The organism is Rhodospirillales bacterium (assembly GCA_020638175.1).
Classification (GTDB): Bacteria; Pseudomonadota; Alphaproteobacteria; order Micavibrionales; family Micavibrionaceae; genus JACKJA01.
In genome coordinates, this window is sequence record JACKJA010000002.1 from 227,932 (window position 1) to 244,663 (window position 16,732).

The window sequence follows — 16,732 nt, forward strand, 5'->3', positions numbered from 1 at the left end:
TCAGGAATTTTTTTATCAAGCGTCGCTATAATCGCCAACCAGAACTTCACGTTTACCAGTCGGGGATGCCTTGGTTACAACGCCTTGCCGTTCCATTTCCTCGATAATCCGGGCGGCACGGTTATAGCCAATCTGCAAATGACGCTGGATAAAACTCGTTGACGCTTTGCGCTCCCGCGCCACAATAGCCACAGCCTGATCGTACAGCTCATCAACAGAATTATCACCGCCTTCGCCGTCGCCAAACAACGCGCCCATAACCTCACTGTCGCCAAAATCGCCACCCTCCGTAATATCATCCAGATATTGCGGCTCGCCTTGCGCCTTCAGGTAATTGACGACATTTTCGACATCCTCATCCGAGGTAAACGGGCCATGCACCCGCTTGATCCGGCCGCCGGCCGCCATATACAGCATATCCCCCATCCCCAGAAGCTGCTCGGCGCCGCCTTCACCCAGAATAGTCCGCGAGTCGATCTTCGAGGTCACCTGAAAAGAAATCCGGGTCGGGAAATTGGCTTTAATCACACCGGTAATCACGTCAACGGACGGGCGCTGCGTTGCCATAATAAGGTGAATACCCGCCGCCCGCGCCATCTGCGCCAAACGCTGGATGGCATTTTCGACATCCTTGCCCGCAACCAGCATCAGATCGGCAAATTCGTCAACCACCACCACGATATAGGGTAGTTCCTTCATATCGAAGGGCTGGTCTTCGAACACAGGCTTGCCGGTATCCGGGTCAAACCCGGTTTGGACCTTGCGCATCAAGGTCTCGCCCTTTTTCAAAGCCTGCCGAAGCCGTTCGTTATAGCCCTCAATGTTTCGTACACCGAGTTTGGACATGGCGCGGTAACGCTCTTCCATTTCCTGCACCGTCCATTTCAGCGACACAATCGCCTTGCCCGGCTCTGTCACCACAGGCGCCAGCAAATGCGGGATGTCGTCATAAACCGATAGCTCCAGCATTTTCGGGTCGATCATAATAAATCGGCATTTTTCAGGAGGCAGGCGATAGAGAAGCGATAAAATCATGGTATTCACTGCCACCGATTTACCCGAGCCTGTCGTCCCGGCCACCAGCAAGTGCGGCATCCGCGCCAGATCGGCAATAATCGGATGACCACCGATATCTTTCCCCAAAACAATAGGCAAATGCGCCTTGGCATTCTGGACTTCACGCGTCTCCAGAAGCTCGCGCATAAAGACCGTCTGGCGGGTCTTGTTCGGCAGTTCGATCCCGATCACATTACGCCCCGGTATAACGGCACAGCGCACGGATATCGCCGCCATCGACCGGGCAATATCATCCGCCAATGAAATCACACGCTGGGTTTTGACGCCGGGGGCAGGCTCCAGCTCATACAGCGTAACAACCGGGCCGGGGTGAATACTGACAATTTCGCCCTCGACATTGAAATCCCGCAAAACACTTTGCAAAAGCTCGGCATTTCTCCGCAGTGCCTCCTCATCCGGCACATCATCCAGATGCTCTTCAGGCAATTCCTGCAACAAATCTGTCGAAGGCAATTCCCATGTTCCACCATCACCCAGCGTAAAGCTGGTCTGCGATCCGGCGCGGGCGGCTTTCTTCGGCGCGGCAATCTGGATACTGGCCTGCGGCGCAGCGGCCATAGGTGCTGCCATGGGCGGGTCAAAGAAGGCCGCTTCCTCGGCACTGATCGACGGCGCCATTTTCTTTTCTTTTTTCTCTTTCACCGGCTTGGCAATTTTAGGCTGCCGCGGCGCCGGTGCCACATAGTCGGGATCGCCGTAATGCCGGACCCAGCCATAAAACGCATTCACAGCATTAAACACACCCAGCGCCACACACCCAGCGCCATACCAGACACGGCTGGCAAAAAACTTGATCTCAGACCGGCTCACCGCCATGGCATACAGAATAGTAGCCAAAGCTAAAACCGCCGCCAGCCCTGCCATAGCACTATGCTCGAACCCGGCAGAAAACGGACTCGCTACCGCCGCCGCCCGGTCAAGTAAAAGCGTGCCGCCACTGCCGCCCAGATAAGGTGTGAGCATCCAGTCACCAGCAGAAAGCCGGGCAAACGCCATTGATGCCAGTAACGCCCCGGCCATCATTGCCGCCGCCCGCGCCCAGAAATGAAAGAAAGGTTGACGCCGGACAATCCGGAATCCCCAGACACTCAAAACCGCGCCAAACACAAGGCCGCCCAGCCCCAGAGTCTGAACCAGAAGATCCGCCACGCCCGCACCGGCGGCCCCCAGCCAGTTAGCAATCTCCGCGTTTTCCACCGCAGCCGTATTCCATGAAGGATCGGCATGATGGTAGCTGGCAATCGCCAATAAAATAAACAGCCCCGACACACCGAAGATACCGCCGCCGACATCAATCAAACGCCGCGCCATAAAGGCCTGCCAGCGCTCCGGAATAAAGGACAGCGGCGATTTTTTCTTTTTACGAATAACTTTGGAATATTGACCCATGATAATTGTGATCTGTCTGACTGGTTACGGGAAACGCCTGCGCCGAAAAGGCGAGACAAAAGATTCGATGGTTATGCTGACTATATTGTACCTTTACCCACCCACAAAAACAAGCAATCCTGCGCCCCACCCCCGGCCTGTTAATATTTTTTAATCTTTTGTTAACTTTTTTAAGGTTTTCTAGAGAAGAGACATTTCGTCTCACATCCTGCCGAAGCTAAATTCTTCTTGGAAAACACGAGAGACCGGAGAGACCTCATGAGCGGATCCCCATCACCAGCCATCGCAACACAGGGAATTGAATATAACATTTATGTATTTGATATAAATGATGATTCCAATAAAGCCGAAGAAGCACGCTGGCATAAAACAGACACCATGAAAGACCGCGCAAAAGCCTTGAGCCACGCCGAAAAACTTGCTAACAGCGGCAAGTATGAAAAAATCGAAGTGAAACAAAAATATTTCGACAAAAAGAAAAACCGCGACATCGACATCACGCTCAAGACATTCGCGCATAAAACGCAAAAAGATTTTGGCCTGATTTTACTGGTTCTGGCCTCGATCCTGTGCGGTGCTGGCGCATTCGCCCTGACCTATCTCTTAACCAAGGGCGGTTAACCCGCCCTCGTCTTCATTCGGCGGATTCAACCACACCATTCGGATCGGTTTCCACCAGATGAGACACCTGATCGAACACCCGGGCGTTTTCCATCATCTGTTCGGCCAAAGGCGGGTTTTGCTCTCCGATCGTCCGGAAAAATGCCGCCGCATCACGCAGCAAACGCGCCGCAAGGTGAGCATGTGTTGTTGTCGTCATAACAATTCCTTTCGTTAACCCCGCATCAGCAGGCACGTGACTGGCGGAACGGGTGCGCTTCATACGTCCCCAAAATCCGCACTTCCTTGGCAAAAAAAGCTAACTCCTCTAATGCCAGTTTTAACGCCCGGCTGTCCGGGTGCCCTTCAACGTCGCAGTAAAACTGCGCCGCCTGAAAATGTTCATCAACGTAAGATTCAAGCTTGGCCATGTTGATCCCGTTGGTCGCAAACCCGCCCAGCGCCTTGTAAAGCGCCGCCGGAATATTCCGAACCTGAAAAACAAAACTGGTCAGAACGCAGGAATCCTCATCATAAGCCGGAACGACATGCTCCCGCGACAGGATCAAAAAGCGGGTTGTATTATGAGCAGCATCCTGTACGTCTGCCTTCAGGATCTCCAGACCGTAGATCTCCGCTGCCAAAGCCGAGGCAATCGCACAATGGGACTTATCCCCTTTGGTGGCGACCATTTCGGCCGCCCCGGCCGTATCGGCGTTGACATGCCGCTCCAGCCCCAGCTTGTGAATAATTTTCCGGCATTGCGGCAGGGCATGGATATGGCTGTGCACGTGCTTTAAATCTTCCAGCCGCGCCCCCTTGACCCCCAGCAACATATGACGGATCGGCAGGAAATATTCCCCGATAATATAAAGGCCGCTTTCGGGCAAAAGATGGTGAACATCCGCCACCCGGCCCGCCAGCGTGTTATCGACGGCAATCGCCGCCAGATCCGCGTCACCCTCCTTCACAGCACGAAAAGCAGCATCAAAAGTGGCGCACGGCATGGGTTCCATATCAGGATACGTCGCACGGCATACCATATCATGGTATGACCCTGTCTGTCCTTGAAAGGCTATCTTTTTCCGTGTCATCGTCATTTGTTCTTATACTGTTTCACATCTTTGTTTTTTCTGTATAAAGGATCGAGTCTTGCTTGTCGACAAGCACGAAAAAAATGTTATAGTGCGGTCGGAAAGTTCAACCACCATCTATTACGAGAGGAAAGCAAAATGAACTTCGTAAAAATGATCTCCGCACTTGTCGTTGCCGTTGCCGTGATTTACCTGTCAGGCTTCGTTGCCAACAAAGCTGTTCACTCCGAGGAACTGGCCACCAACGCCTACCCGATTGATGTGCCGGCCGCTACGGAAGAAGCAACGATCATCGTTGCCGAAGCTGAAGAAGCTGTGGAAGCTGTGGAAGCTGCTGTCGAAGAAGCAGCGCCTGCTGCTGAAGAAGCCGCCACAGAAGCTGCTCCGGAAATGTCTCTGACAGAAATGATTGCCGCTGCCGACGTTGAACGCGGTAAAAAACTGTCCAAAGCCTGCGCCGCATGCCACACCTTTGACAAAGGCGGCAAAAACGGCGTCGGTCCGAACCAGTGGGGTATTATTGGCCGTAAAAAAGCATCCGTCGAAGGGTTTAAATACTCAGACGCAATGGCCAGCCAGGAAGGAACATGGACATATGAAGATCTGGATACCTACCTGACCAAGCCAAAGGCCATGGTTCCGGGCACCAAAATGACTTATGCCGGCATGAAAAAAGCCGAAGATCGTGCGGCTTTGATCGCTTGGTTGCGTGAGCAAGCCGACAGCCCGCTGCCGCTGGAATAAAATTTCCAAACCGAAAATAACAAAACAAAAAACGGCGGGATCATCTCCGCCGTTTTTTTATAGTCAGGCTTTCTTTTCCCAGCCACCGGTATCGGTCTGCTGCCAGTACGTCAGGCCATAACCGGCCTCTTTATAGTCCTTCCAGCGTACCCGGGCCGCTTTAACTGCCGCCGCGTCATTCCCGTCCAGCATTTCACAACACAGATCAAAAGCACCAACCTGATCACTAACAACGCCGCCGGCCAAAATCAGGATATCGGATTTGTTCGGGTTTTCATCAATCGTCGTAATCCAGACAGGCTGGTCGGCGGCAAATCCGTCTTTCGCACTGCCGTGCGGCAAAAACGCATCCGGACGCCACGTCCATAGATGAGCATTAAGAGTCTCCGCCTGCCGTTCATCGACGGTTTTAACAACGGCCCGCCGCCCGGTCGACAGAGCCTTCGTCAGGATCTCGGGCAAAACCTGATCCAGCGCCTTAACCGTTAAATGATAAAAGCGGATTTCCGTCACTTATGCCTCATAACTATCGGCAATAAAGCGATCCAGAACACGTACGCCAAAGCCGGTAAATGTTTTCGGGCACGTTGGGCGATCGGCTTTGGTCCATGCAGACCCGGCAATATCCAGATGTGCCCATTTACGCCCCTCGTCGATAAACAGCTCCAGAAAACCCGCCGCCGTACAAGTCCCGCCATAAGGTGTCATGGACCCCAAATTATTCAGATCGGCAATCTGGCCTTTCATCGCTTCGCGGTACACTTCATGAAGCGGCAAGCGCCAGAGCTTATCACCGGTTTCCAAACCGGCCTTATCAAGCCGCACCCACATCTCGTCATCATTGACGAACGCGCCGCCGTACTCGTTCCCCATCGCCATTAAAACAGCGCCCGTCAGGGTCGCAACATCAATAATGACATCAGGATCGTACGTCTTCTGTACGTAGGTCAGGGCATCGGCCAGAACCAGACGCCCCTCCGCATCCGTATTACCGACCTCGATCGTTTTTCCGGACAAGCTGCCGATAATATCGCTGGGCCGGATCGCATTGCCGGAAACCATGTTTTCGGCCAGCGCCACAACCCCGACAACATCCGCCTTGGCTTTACGCAGCGCCAAGGCTTTCATCGCCCCGACCACCGCGGCCGACCCCCCCATATCCATTTTCATGATGGTCAGCATTTCACCGGTTGGCTTCATGTTCACACCGCCGGTATCAAAGGTAATCCCCTTGCCCACTAGCGCCACCGGCACTTTTTTACCTTTGGCGCCGCCACCATTCCAGCGCATCACAACCAGTCGCGGCGGATGATCGGAGCCTTGCCCGACAGCCATATGCGCCTCAAACCCGAGTTTCTGCAGCTTTTTCTCATCAAAAATATCAACCGTCACCCCCAGTGGTTTCAGTTCATCCTTGATTCGCTCGGCATAAGATTCAGGATAAAGAACGTTGGCCGGCTCGGTCACCAGATCACGGGCAAAGAAAACCCCTTCAGCAATCTGGGCATGCATTTTATAATTCTGCGCCGCCGCGCTGTATGCCTCACCAATAAGGGCCACACCCTGCGGTGCGTTATCTTCTGCGGTATCCTTTTTATATTTGTCGAATTTATACGAACGCAACAAAAGGCCCAAACCAAACCGGGCCGCCTGTGCGGCGTCCCACCCCGGCGCTATAAAATCAGAATCACCGGCCCCGGCCTCTGCCAAAACCGGATACAACTTACCACCCAGCGTTTCACAGGCCATGCCATCGAGTTTTTCCTCATCACCCAGCCCCCACAAAACAATCCGGGTAACAACTCCGGCCGTCGCCGCTGTTAAAAAGGCACTTTGACCGGATTTTCCGGTAAATTTTTTCTGCCCGGCCAAAAAATCGGCGAGCAATCCACCATGCTCACCATCAAGCTTCGCAGCACCCGGCGATAAACGATTATCCGCGTAGACTCCGACAACTACGGTATCAACACGGCTACGAGGAGATTTATGAAAGGTTACGGAAAGGGTCATAGTTTAATTTTCCAGTTGTTCTGTTTTCCTGTATACGGTTTAAACAATATATGCTTGACCGATACGGCATAGCAACCGGCACAAACAGGAAAAAATGGTTTTTGATCGCTATTTATTCAAAACACTGACAGTTGCAACAACCTTCGTTGCACTGACACTGACGGCTGTCATATTCCTGACTCAGTCCCTGCGGTTTCTGGAACTGGTTATCAATGCGGGCGCATCCAGTGGAACTTTCGCCATCTTAACCTTGCTGGCCTTGCCGAGATTTCTCGAGATTATCTTGCCGATCGCCCTGATGATCGGCACTGTTTTTGTCTATAACCGCATGACCGTAGACAACGAAATCGTTATCATGCGCGCCACCGGAACCCCGCCACTGGTTCTGGCACGCCCGGCTTTGGTCTTGTCCCTCGTGGTTGCCGTTATCCTTTGGGGCGTCGTCATGTGGCTGGGTCCGAAATCTCTTTCATCCATGAATAATCTGCGCCATATCGTGAAAGAGCAATATTCGACCCTGCTGTTTCAGGAAGGTGTCTTCAATTCGATCGGGGACGGACTCACGGTCTATGTCCGGCAACGCACAGGATCCGGGGAACTATTGGGACTGATGATCCATGACAGCCGGGACAACACAGAAACGCCGGCCACCATCATCGCCAAACGCGGCGTTATTGTTTCCACCCCGGACGGACAACAAGTCGTGGTTTACGATGGCTCCCGCCAAAGCCTTGACAAGAACACCCACGTTTTATCCCGCCTTGATTTTGAACGCTATATTATTGATTTGCCGAATGGCGGCGCCACCCCGATTGCAAAACGCTGGAGAGAACCGGATGAACGGACCTTTCTCGAACTTTTTCACCCTGACATGTCTGACGTTGATGACGTAAAAAGACATCGGCAATTTTTTGTTGAAATACACCGACGCATCATCAGTCCGCTTCTGGCACCCGCTTATACCTTGATCGTCTTGTCATTCTTACTGGTTGGCCCGGTTGATCGCCGCGGACAGGGGCTTAGAATTGGCGGCGCCGTATTATGTGTGATTTTAGTTCAGGTCTTATATTTAAGTGCCCTCAGCCTTGCCCGCCATCAGGATGCCGGATTGGTTCTGATATATATACTTGTTTTCTCGCCGATCGTTCTTGGCTTGTTCAGTCTAAGCCCCGGCGCGGAAAAGCTCCGGCAAAAATGGCTGTATGATCGTAAACGGGGGATACATACATGATAAAGCTCTCGACAACGCTCAGTCGCTATCTAGCCAGAAAATATATTTTCAATCTTCTGGGCATCCTCGGTGTCCTGCTGGGTATGATTTATTTATTCGACGCCGTAGAACTTCTCCGCAGGGCCAATAACAAAGGCGATATTCCGTTGGCTCTGGTCTTACATATGTCTCTTTTAAAATTGCCGGAAGTCGGACAAATTATTCTGCCTTTTGCCATTTTATTCAGTTCTATTTTTACATTCTGGCAGCTATCCCGGCGTCATGAGCTGGTCATCGTACGCGCAGCGGGAATGTCTGTCTGGCAATTCCTCGCCCCTATTATCGGTGTAGCCTTGCTGGCCGGGATGCTCCATATCGCCGTTATCAATCCCGTAGGCGCGCTCCTCCTCGGAAAATTCGAAGCCATGGAAAACAGCTATCTCGCCAATCGCAAAAGCTATGTCACTCTATTCAAAGAAGGTTTATGGCTGCGGCAAGCCGCCGGAGACGGTCATATCATTCTGCATGCCAGAAAGATAAAGGTGCCTGAATGGCAATTACAAAATGTCATGGTTTTGTTTTTCGACAATAAAGACGATTTTTTCCAAAGGATCGACGCGCCCTCCGCCCGGCTTGATAATGGAGAGTGGTTATTTCAGGACAGTGTCGTCAACAAACCGAAAGGACCGTCAGAAACCTATCAGACCCTCACCTTGCCGACCGATTTAACGATCGAGGACATAGAAGAAAGCTTTGCCTCTCCGGAAACCGTTTCATTCTGGTCCCTGCCGTCTTTTATCGGCACCATGGAAGAAACAGGGTTTGACACGACACGCTTAAGGATTCATTTCCAAACGCTTTTGGTCCAGCCTCTTCTATTCGCTGCTATGATACTGATTGCCGCCGCCGTTTCCTTAAAACCCACCGGACGATCCGGAGGCACATTCTTAATGGTAATCACCGGCGTCATCGCCGGATTCGCCGTCTTTTTCCTGTCCAGTTTCTTGCAAGCTCTGGGAGCCTCTCACCAAATCCCAATCTTCCTGGCGGCTTGGTCACCGGCTTTTATTACGATGTTACTGGGAATTACCGTTTTGATGAGCGTCGAGGATGGTTAAAACCTTGAACTGTTGCCACTTTGCAACAGTGTGCATAAAAAATTACACGCGAAAGAACATGTTGATAGTTTTTCATTGACCTTTGCCCCTTCAGCTGAAATCTGTATGCTCTATAAGGGATTATTTTCTTTAATTTTCAGGATGTTGGGCAATATATACAATTTTATCCAACATTAACAAAGTTGTAACGTGAACATGATTAACTCAAAGAACATTGAGTTGGGGACACACTAAAGCCGGAGAAAAAATATGGCACGTAATTACTTACTAAACGGGACACGTCTGGTTCTTGCCGTCGCTGCCTGTTCCTTATTGGCCGCTTGCTCAACGACGCAAGCCCAAAAATCATATAGCGACAATAGCGAGATCAGCGATCCGCTTGAAAGCGTTAACAGAACAACTTTCGCAGTAAATAATGCCATTGATACGGTTTTATTGGAACCGGCTGCTCGTGGCTATCGCGCCGCCGTTCCGAAGCCGGCACGCAAAGGCGTACGGAATTTCCTGCGCAACCTGCGTAGCCCGATCAACATTGCCAACCAGGTCTTGCAAGGCGACGTTAGCGGCGCCGGTAACGACCTGACACGTATGGTCGTTAACACACTGGTCGGGGTCGGCGGTCTGTTCGATGTTGCAGGATCCGAAGGTTACGAATACGAACAGGAAGACTTTGGCCAAACACTGGCAACATGGGGCGTTGGCCACGGTCCTTATCTGGTCTTACCGATTTTGGGACCGTCTTCTGTACGGGATGCAACCGGGCTGGCGGTTGATGCTTACGCCGATCCTTTGCGCCTTTACCTGTTCAACGTCGACAAGGAAGAATGGCATTATGCCCGGATCGGCATGACAGCCATCGACAAACGGGAAGAACTCTTGGATGTTCTGGAAGAGCTGGAAAAGAATTCGTTTGATTATTATGCCGCGCTTCGCAGCGTTTACTATCAGCGCCGCGCCGCAGAAGTCCGCGACGAAGCACAAAATTCCGGCTCTATGAGCAGCATTCCGGACTATGACGACGGGGATGACTTTAACTAGAGAAATCCGGTAGGAACAAATAAACGAGGCGTGTCAGAATATTCCGACACGCCTCTGTTATGAAATATCTTGGAATATACTCTTTAACGCGCTAAATGAATTTAAAGCTTTTTCACACATTCATTATAAAATAATATACAGGAGATCCCTGTTACCAAGAGATCGCGCAAGACTACAAGGACGACAACGATGAACAAGAATAACGGCATTAGAAAGACAGGCAGCACGCTACTGATTTTATCGGCAAGCACGCTCTTTTCTTCCCTGTTTGCTTCTACGGGGCATACATCAAACATTGCCGCCCGTACATTGGGATCGGCCTATGAATCCAGCACTGCGGGTCTGGCAACAACAGAAACAATCAAAACAGCTGCCGCCACACAGGATTTGAAAAAAATGAATGAGGGCGCGCAGAAATTCATTGATAACATGGCGCAAAAAGCCCTCGATTTTCTTGGTGATTCCGACCTTGATCGGGAAAAGAAAAAGAGCCAGTTCCGCCATCTGCTGCAAGACAGCTTTGATATGGACACAATCGGCCGGTTTTCTCTGGGCCGTTACTGGCGGGTTGCCACGCCTGAACAGCGTCAGGAATACCTGAAACTCTTTAACGATATGGTCGTCGATGTCTATTCAAGCCGCTTCGACACATACAAAGGACAGAAATTTGAAACCCGGGGCTTCCATCCCGATGGCGAGAAAGATACGATCGTCATGTCCTTTATTCTCTCTGACGAGGGTCCGGAGGTACAAGTCGACTGGCGCGTCCGTTACAAAAATGGAAAATACAAGATCGTCGACATCATCGTAGAGGGCGTCAGCATGTCGGTAACACAGCGTTCCGATTTCTCTGCCGTCATACAGCGCGGCGGCGGAGACGTAGGTGTTCTTCTGGATCACCTGAAAAAACAACAAAATCTGTAATATCCAGCTCTAGATAAAACCGGACTAGCTGTTACGGCCCATCAATCCGCCGAACATACCGCCAAGCTGTCCACCCGCCAGATTGCTACCCACATAGACGTTCTGAACCAGTTTTTGAGCCGGATCCTCGGTCTGCTCAGCAAAGGTCGATACACTGGCGCCCAGCCAGCGCAGAATATGGTTCGGAACCAAATCAACCAGCTTGAATGCCGACATCCCGAGCATATAAACAATGATGGCATAGATAACCGTATAGAGAAGACTGTCTATAGCTCCCCTCATATATTGTATCGCCCCTGTTCCATCCGGAGCAGCCAGACCTGTGGCACTGGGATCATAGCCGGTCAGGTTGGAGACAACCAGCTGCCAGATCTCATGAAGGACATAAACCTGAGCGGCAAAAATACTAATGGCCGCGATAAACCCGAATATAATCAGGATCGGCCGGATTAAAATTTCAAAAATCAGGAAATAACCGTTCATCGCCGCGGGTCCAGGCAACCCTTCACCATCGATCCGGATATGAGCCAACGCCCATAACGGCAACCCGACCATGGCTTCAAAAATGGCTTTTACCCAGTTCCCCACCGCAAAGAAGAAATAAACGAAAGGCAGGAACGGAACGATATAATACAAAATAAAGCCCATGGACAAACCCAGCATTGCAACGCCGCTCATAACACTGCTCGCGGTCTGGGCGACAGCGGCGGCATTATTCCATTTAGCAATCCCTAGAATCTTACTGGCAACCCCGGTCCCCAGCGCCGCCCCAAACTTGACGACGGCATTCTGGACAAGGCCACTCCCCAGCCCAACAAGTTGAGCCAATGGGTGTGTGTCGGGATTCTTGACCATATTAAACAACCCATCCAGCCCAAAAAGACCGCTGATGCTGTCAATATCAAACATAAGCCGCGTTGAATCTATGAAGATATTACCGGTCGACTGCCCATGTTTTTCAAACCAGAGACTTTGTGCATAATAAAGAGCAAGGGCAATATATTCATCCCCCGGCTCAGGAAATTCAACCATCTTGCCATCAGGCATAACTGGCTTAAACGTATCGTTACCACCGACGGCGCGGCTGGCCTTCCGTCTTTGCTCTTTGACAATTTCCATCGCTTCCGGATAAAGCCCCACATCGGGAATCGCCTTGGCCGAGCCGATCAGACTACCGTTCAGCTCCGCCACCCGGTTGTACCAGATCCCTGCGCCAGCCCAGCCCCGGTCTCGGAACGATGTCGCCCACGATGGTGCGGCCTCCTGTCTCGTGACAGCTTCTTTGATAATCTCGGATATAAGCAACGCCCCGCCGGCCCGGCCTTGGGCCATATTCAGTTCATAATATTCCTGAATCATCAGGTTCATTTCCGCTGCTGTCGGCACCGCCGTCCCTGTCCAGTTATCCCTGATAACCGTTGGCGTAACCCGTTCCGAAATGGCCTGAGTATAAACATCAAAGAAGAAGTTATTCCAGAAATCTTTTATTAAATCGTAGTAACTTTCCTGAAGATAAAAAGCGCCCGGAGTATCCAGATCCCAGGGATGAACGACAATCTCGCCACAAAGCGGCCGGACATTACTGTCATACTGATCGTAGTCCGGGTCATTCTCACCAAATCGGATCACAATATCCTGGTTGCCCGTATAGGTTAGGGCTGCATTAAAACCTGTGGTTAAAAAATCCAGAGGCGGCTTCGTTTTATGAACAAGATGGGGCTTTACTGTTCTGCCATGGACATATTCCTGCATATAAGTGCAAGTCCGCGCCAGCCACACAATCTCCATTAACCCGCTTAACTGGGGATCGTTAGGCGTTGCCACAAGATCCTTGGGCTCTACCCCCAGCGGAGTAACACCGCCAGTTGTCAATGTATCAAGAAATTTGTGCCAGCCATTCGTCGCAAGGCTGGAACCAAATTTAGCCGTATAAAGCGTAATCAGTTGCGCGCCGTTAATACCGCCCGTAATCGGAAACAACAGAGAAACCGCAACAATCAGGCGAATAGGCGCCCACGCCTTGTTGAAACGCTGGCCGAACGGCACACCGGAAGCCGCCGTCTCGGCAACAACCGTAACAACCAGATAAAGCATGATAAGAAGAGCAACAAAAAACAGTCCGTATGAATAGAACTCAAACAACGCATGCAAACCCTGATGAAAGGTATTGGGCCATACGCCCCATGCCCCCAGAGTTGCAACCTTCGATTCGAACAATGAACCTCCGGCCCCCGGACGGCTGTCAATACCGAACACCCCGTCCAGCAACATAAAAGCAATATCATTTTCCGGATTAGGCGTTTTAAAAAACTGGGCCAGATAAACAAGCGTCGCCGCCTGCGCCGTTTGCATCGATAAAGAAAGCACCAGCAAGACAAACTGCATCAACAAAATCACAAGGCCAATCGGTATGGTCAGGAAAATAATAATCTGGTCGATATTCTGACGCTTGAAAACCAGATGGGAACGGGCCTCACGGATGACATGAAAAATGCCAAATTTCCCAAAATTAGCAGGATTCAGATAGGGGTGACCCGCTGGCAGTAAGCGCGCGGCCTGATAAACATAGGCAATAAAAATGGCAATGGGAGCAAAACCTGAAACGCCGAAACCCTTGATGCGCGGCAGTATTTCCGGCAACAAGGTATATTTCAGCGCTTTCCCTACCCGTACATTCATTATGGCCTTCTTACCAGTTTACTCTCTCAGGACTAATTTCCACGGCCCTGAACAAATTGTTTAGCGTTCGAAGCAGCAGATTCAACGCTTTGCAGACCACCACCCAGTTGTCCCATTACGGTTCCGCTACCGACAAAGGTATTCCGCACCAGATTCTCGGCGCTCTCGCCGGCCTGCTCGGCAAAGGTACTGACACTTGCACCCAGCCAGCGCATAATATGGTTCGGGATCAAATCAACCAGCTTGAACGATGCCATCCCCAGCATATACACAATGATAGCGTAGATGACGGTGTAGAAAAATTCATCAATAACCCCCCGGTAATAACTGAAACTACCGACGTCGCCTGCAAGCAGCGCCCCGGCAGCTTGCTCATCAAAACCGGCAATGTTTGAAACAACCAGCTCCCAGATTTCGTGTAAAACCCTTACCTGCGCGGCAAAAATCAAAATACCCGCCAACAATCCGAAAATAATCAAAATCGGCCGAAGGAATATTTCAAAGATCAAATAGTAACCGGTCATAGCCGCATCACCCGGCAAACCGTTCCCATCAATCCGGATATGAGCCAGCGCCCATAAGGGCACACCGACCATGGCCTCAAAAATACCCTTGATCCAGTTACCGACAGCAAAGAAAAAATACAAGAAAGGCAAAAATGGTATGACGTAGAAAAGGACAAACCCGACCGTCAAACCAATCATCGCTATACCGCCGATAAATTTACCCATACCAACGGCGATACCGCCGACGGTTCCCATTAACGATCCCTTGGCCAGACTGGCAACACCGCCGCCCAGCCATGCGCCCGTGGCGTACCCCAGATTGATGATAGCGCTATCAACCAGACTTTTGCCAATACCGACCAACTGGGCTAGCGGATGAACGTTCTGGGTTTCATTATCACGAATATTATAAAGCCCCTCCAGACCAAAGATGGTCTTGATCGCATCAATAAAGACAACATTGGTTGGCTCGTCGTAAATATTATTCCAGCGGTCCTGCGCCTGACACATCGCCAGCGCCTTTGCTTTCATATTATCATCAATGGTCATGGCTTTCTGGTCCGACATATAGGAACAGTGCTCGCCCCCGGCCGTCACATCGCTGTCCTGTTGACTTCTTTTCTCATAAACTGCCTTCATAGTCATCGGATAGTCCGTGGAACGCGGCAAATCGTAAGCAGAAGCAATCATGGCACCGTTTAGCTGCGCGATTTTGTTGTACCAGATCCCGGCCCCGGCCCAGCCATGCCGCTTCAGATCATCAAACCATTTAGGATTAGTCCGTTCATGAATAGTCGCCGTTTCCACAATAAGCTTCACCTGCGCTTCATATGGATCCTTGGCTTTTGTAATCAGATCATTATGCGTGGGCAAATACGCCCCTGCAATTCTGAGCCAGCCAGGAAGAGTCGGGCTATTGCAGATATTTTCAATATCTAGAGCCTGATTTACAGATTTCACCTCTCCCTGATTGGCATACACAACGGCAAACGCACAACCCCACTTGCGGATTTCTTCATTTTCATACAGTTCACGCAACAATTCATAGAACTCTCGCCGCATACATCCCGCGCCGGATTCCGCGCCGTTACAGGCAACCGGACCAAAAGCACCCCCGGCACCGATGCTCCCGCCCATAAAGGTTGGATCATCGACGGTTGTCGTTCTTAAGGAAAGATTGCCGCAAACAGGCGCAATTCTGTTCTCATATTCCAGATAACTAAAGTCGTGTTCCCCAAACCGGATCAGGATGTCGCCCTTATTGTAAAAATCAAGCGCTTCGCCATATGTTTTCAGTTGGAAAAAACCCGGAGGTCCCATACCCGCACCACGCACCAGATAAGCGTCAATATTCACAGGGGGAGCACCCTCAGGTCTTCTGAAGTGCTCGGCATAACGGCAAGTCTGCATCACTGTATAGAATTCGAGCAAACCGTTGATCGGCGGCGGATTAGGAATAACAACCATTTCACTGGGATCACCGAGAGCCTGCCCCCCGGCACCAGCCATCGACCCTGTATCGACAAACAAATTCCAGCCATTCGTTGCAAATCCGGACCCCCATTTGGCCGCATATAGAACGATGTACTGTGCCGAATTAAGACCGTTGGCAACCGGCACCAAAAGCCCGATAGCCACCACCATACGAACAGGGGCCCATACATGATTAAAACGACGGCCAAACGGCGTACCGGATTCAGCTGTTTCCGCGACAATAGCAACAACGTAGTACATAAAAATCAGCATCGCCACAACCAGAAGCCCCATGCTGTACATTTGGAAAAGACTGCGCAAGGCATCATGAAACGGCATCACCGGATCTTCTTGTTCAGTCATGGCAAACGTACAGTTAACCCCAGGCTGCATCACACAGGAATTAAAGATATCCGGGACGGCAAAAACCCGATCGAGAAGAATAAAAGCAATGTCGTGATCGGGGTTTGCCGTTGCAAAAAAATCTTCGAACGTCGCCGGCATCCCGGCATGAGCCGTCTGAATAAACAACGCCATCCCCAAAAAGAACAATTGGATGAGCAAAAGCACCATGCCAAGCAACATGGTGAAAAGAATAATAATCTGATCCGAATTCTGCCGCGAAAAAACCAGATTATTGGCAGCTTCCGCCAGCACGTGACGAATACCGAATTTCCCCATATTCGCAGACAAAAGATAGGGGTGCCCCACAGGCAACAACCGGGCGGCAAAAAAGATCTGGGCTACGAACAGGGCCACAAACCCAAATCCCGAAAAAACAAGCTGATTGAGCCGCGGCATCACCGACGGCATCAGAACATAGTGCAAAACTTGTTTTTTCGTCACGTTACCCAGCATAATTGTTCCCTA

General features: G+C 51.0%; 13 protein-coding genes. 6 read left to right on the top strand and 7 right to left on the bottom strand.

Features of this window, described 5'->3' with window-relative positions:
• Positions 1-15: 15 nt before the first annotated feature.
• Positions 16-2,412, bottom strand: a complete 2,397-nt coding sequence (locus H6868_01150) for a DNA translocase FtsK 4TM domain-containing protein (protein ID MCB9987920.1) — start codon at positions 2,410-2,412, stop codon at positions 16-18.
• A 312-nt stretch (positions 2,413-2,724) separates the two neighbouring features.
• Between H6868_01150 and H6868_01155 the strand changes: the two genes are divergently transcribed.
• Entirely contained in the window at positions 2,725-3,087 is a 363-nt protein-coding gene (locus tag H6868_01155; protein MCB9987921.1) for a hypothetical protein, read from the top strand.
• Between the two features lie 13 nt (positions 3,088-3,100).
• Here H6868_01155 and H6868_01160 read toward each other — a convergent pair whose 3' ends face one another.
• Positions 3,101-3,286, bottom strand: a complete 186-nt coding sequence (locus tag H6868_01160) for a hypothetical protein (GenBank protein ID MCB9987922.1) — start codon at positions 3,284-3,286, stop codon at positions 3,101-3,103.
• 25 nt (positions 3,287-3,311) lie between these two features.
• The gene (locus tag H6868_01165) at positions 3,312-4,160 is read right to left on the bottom strand and encodes a prephenate dehydratase (protein MCB9987923.1); all 849 of its coding nucleotides are present in this window, start codon (positions 4,158-4,160) and stop codon (positions 3,312-3,314) included.
• Between the two features lie 138 nt (positions 4,161-4,298).
• Here H6868_01165 and H6868_01170 point away from each other — a divergent pair, with 138 nt between their 5' ends.
• Positions 4,299-4,904, top strand: a complete 606-nt coding sequence (locus H6868_01170) for a cytochrome c family protein (protein ID MCB9987924.1) — start codon at positions 4,299-4,301, stop codon at positions 4,902-4,904.
• A 63-nt stretch (positions 4,905-4,967) separates the two neighbouring features.
• Here H6868_01170 and H6868_01175 read toward each other — a convergent pair whose 3' ends face one another.
• Positions 4,968-5,417 carry a DNA polymerase III subunit chi gene (locus tag H6868_01175; protein MCB9987925.1) on the bottom strand — a complete coding sequence of 150 codons (450 nt, stop codon included), beginning with the start codon at positions 5,415-5,417 and terminating at the stop codon, positions 4,968-4,970.
• On the bottom strand, positions 5,418-6,914 hold the full coding sequence (locus H6868_01180; protein ID MCB9987926.1) for a leucyl aminopeptidase: 1,497 nt from the start codon (positions 6,912-6,914) through the stop codon (positions 5,418-5,420).
• A 94-nt stretch (positions 6,915-7,008) separates the two neighbouring features.
• Here H6868_01180 and lptF point away from each other — a divergent pair, with 94 nt between their 5' ends.
• The 4 genes from lptF to H6868_01200 all read left to right on the top strand — a co-directional run bounded on the left by lptF (position 7,009) and on the right by H6868_01200 (position 11,204).
• Entirely contained in the window at positions 7,009-8,145 is a 1,137-nt protein-coding gene (lptF, locus tag H6868_01185; protein MCB9987927.1) for an LPS export ABC transporter permease LptF, read from the top strand.
• A complete protein-coding gene (gene lptG, locus H6868_01190; GenBank protein MCB9987928.1) occupies positions 8,142-9,242 on the top strand; it encodes an LPS export ABC transporter permease LptG in 1,101 nt (366 codons plus the stop codon). The genes lptF and lptG overlap by 4 nt, the downstream gene beginning before the upstream one ends.
• Before the next feature lie 249 nt (positions 9,243-9,491).
• Positions 9,492-10,280, top strand: coding sequence for a VacJ family lipoprotein (locus H6868_01195; GenBank protein ID MCB9987929.1), 789 nt, complete (start codon positions 9,492-9,494; stop codon positions 10,278-10,280).
• 396 nt (positions 10,281-10,676) lie between these two features.
• Positions 10,677-11,204, top strand: coding sequence for an ABC transporter substrate-binding protein (locus H6868_01200; protein ID MCB9987930.1), 528 nt, complete (start codon positions 10,677-10,679; stop codon positions 11,202-11,204).
• 24 nt (positions 11,205-11,228) lie between these two features.
• On the opposite strand, the gene H6868_01205 is transcribed toward H6868_01200, so the two are convergent.
• Positions 11,229-13,883 carry a DotA/TraY family protein gene (locus H6868_01205; GenBank protein MCB9987931.1) on the bottom strand — a complete coding sequence of 885 codons (2,655 nt, stop codon included), beginning with the start codon at positions 13,881-13,883 and terminating at the stop codon, positions 11,229-11,231.
• Between the two features lie 32 nt (positions 13,884-13,915).
• Positions 13,916-16,720 (bottom strand): DotA/TraY family protein, encoded by a 2,805-nt coding sequence (locus tag H6868_01210; protein MCB9987932.1) that lies wholly within the window; start codon positions 16,718-16,720, stop codon positions 13,916-13,918.
• Positions 16,721-16,732: the final 12 nt, after the last annotated feature.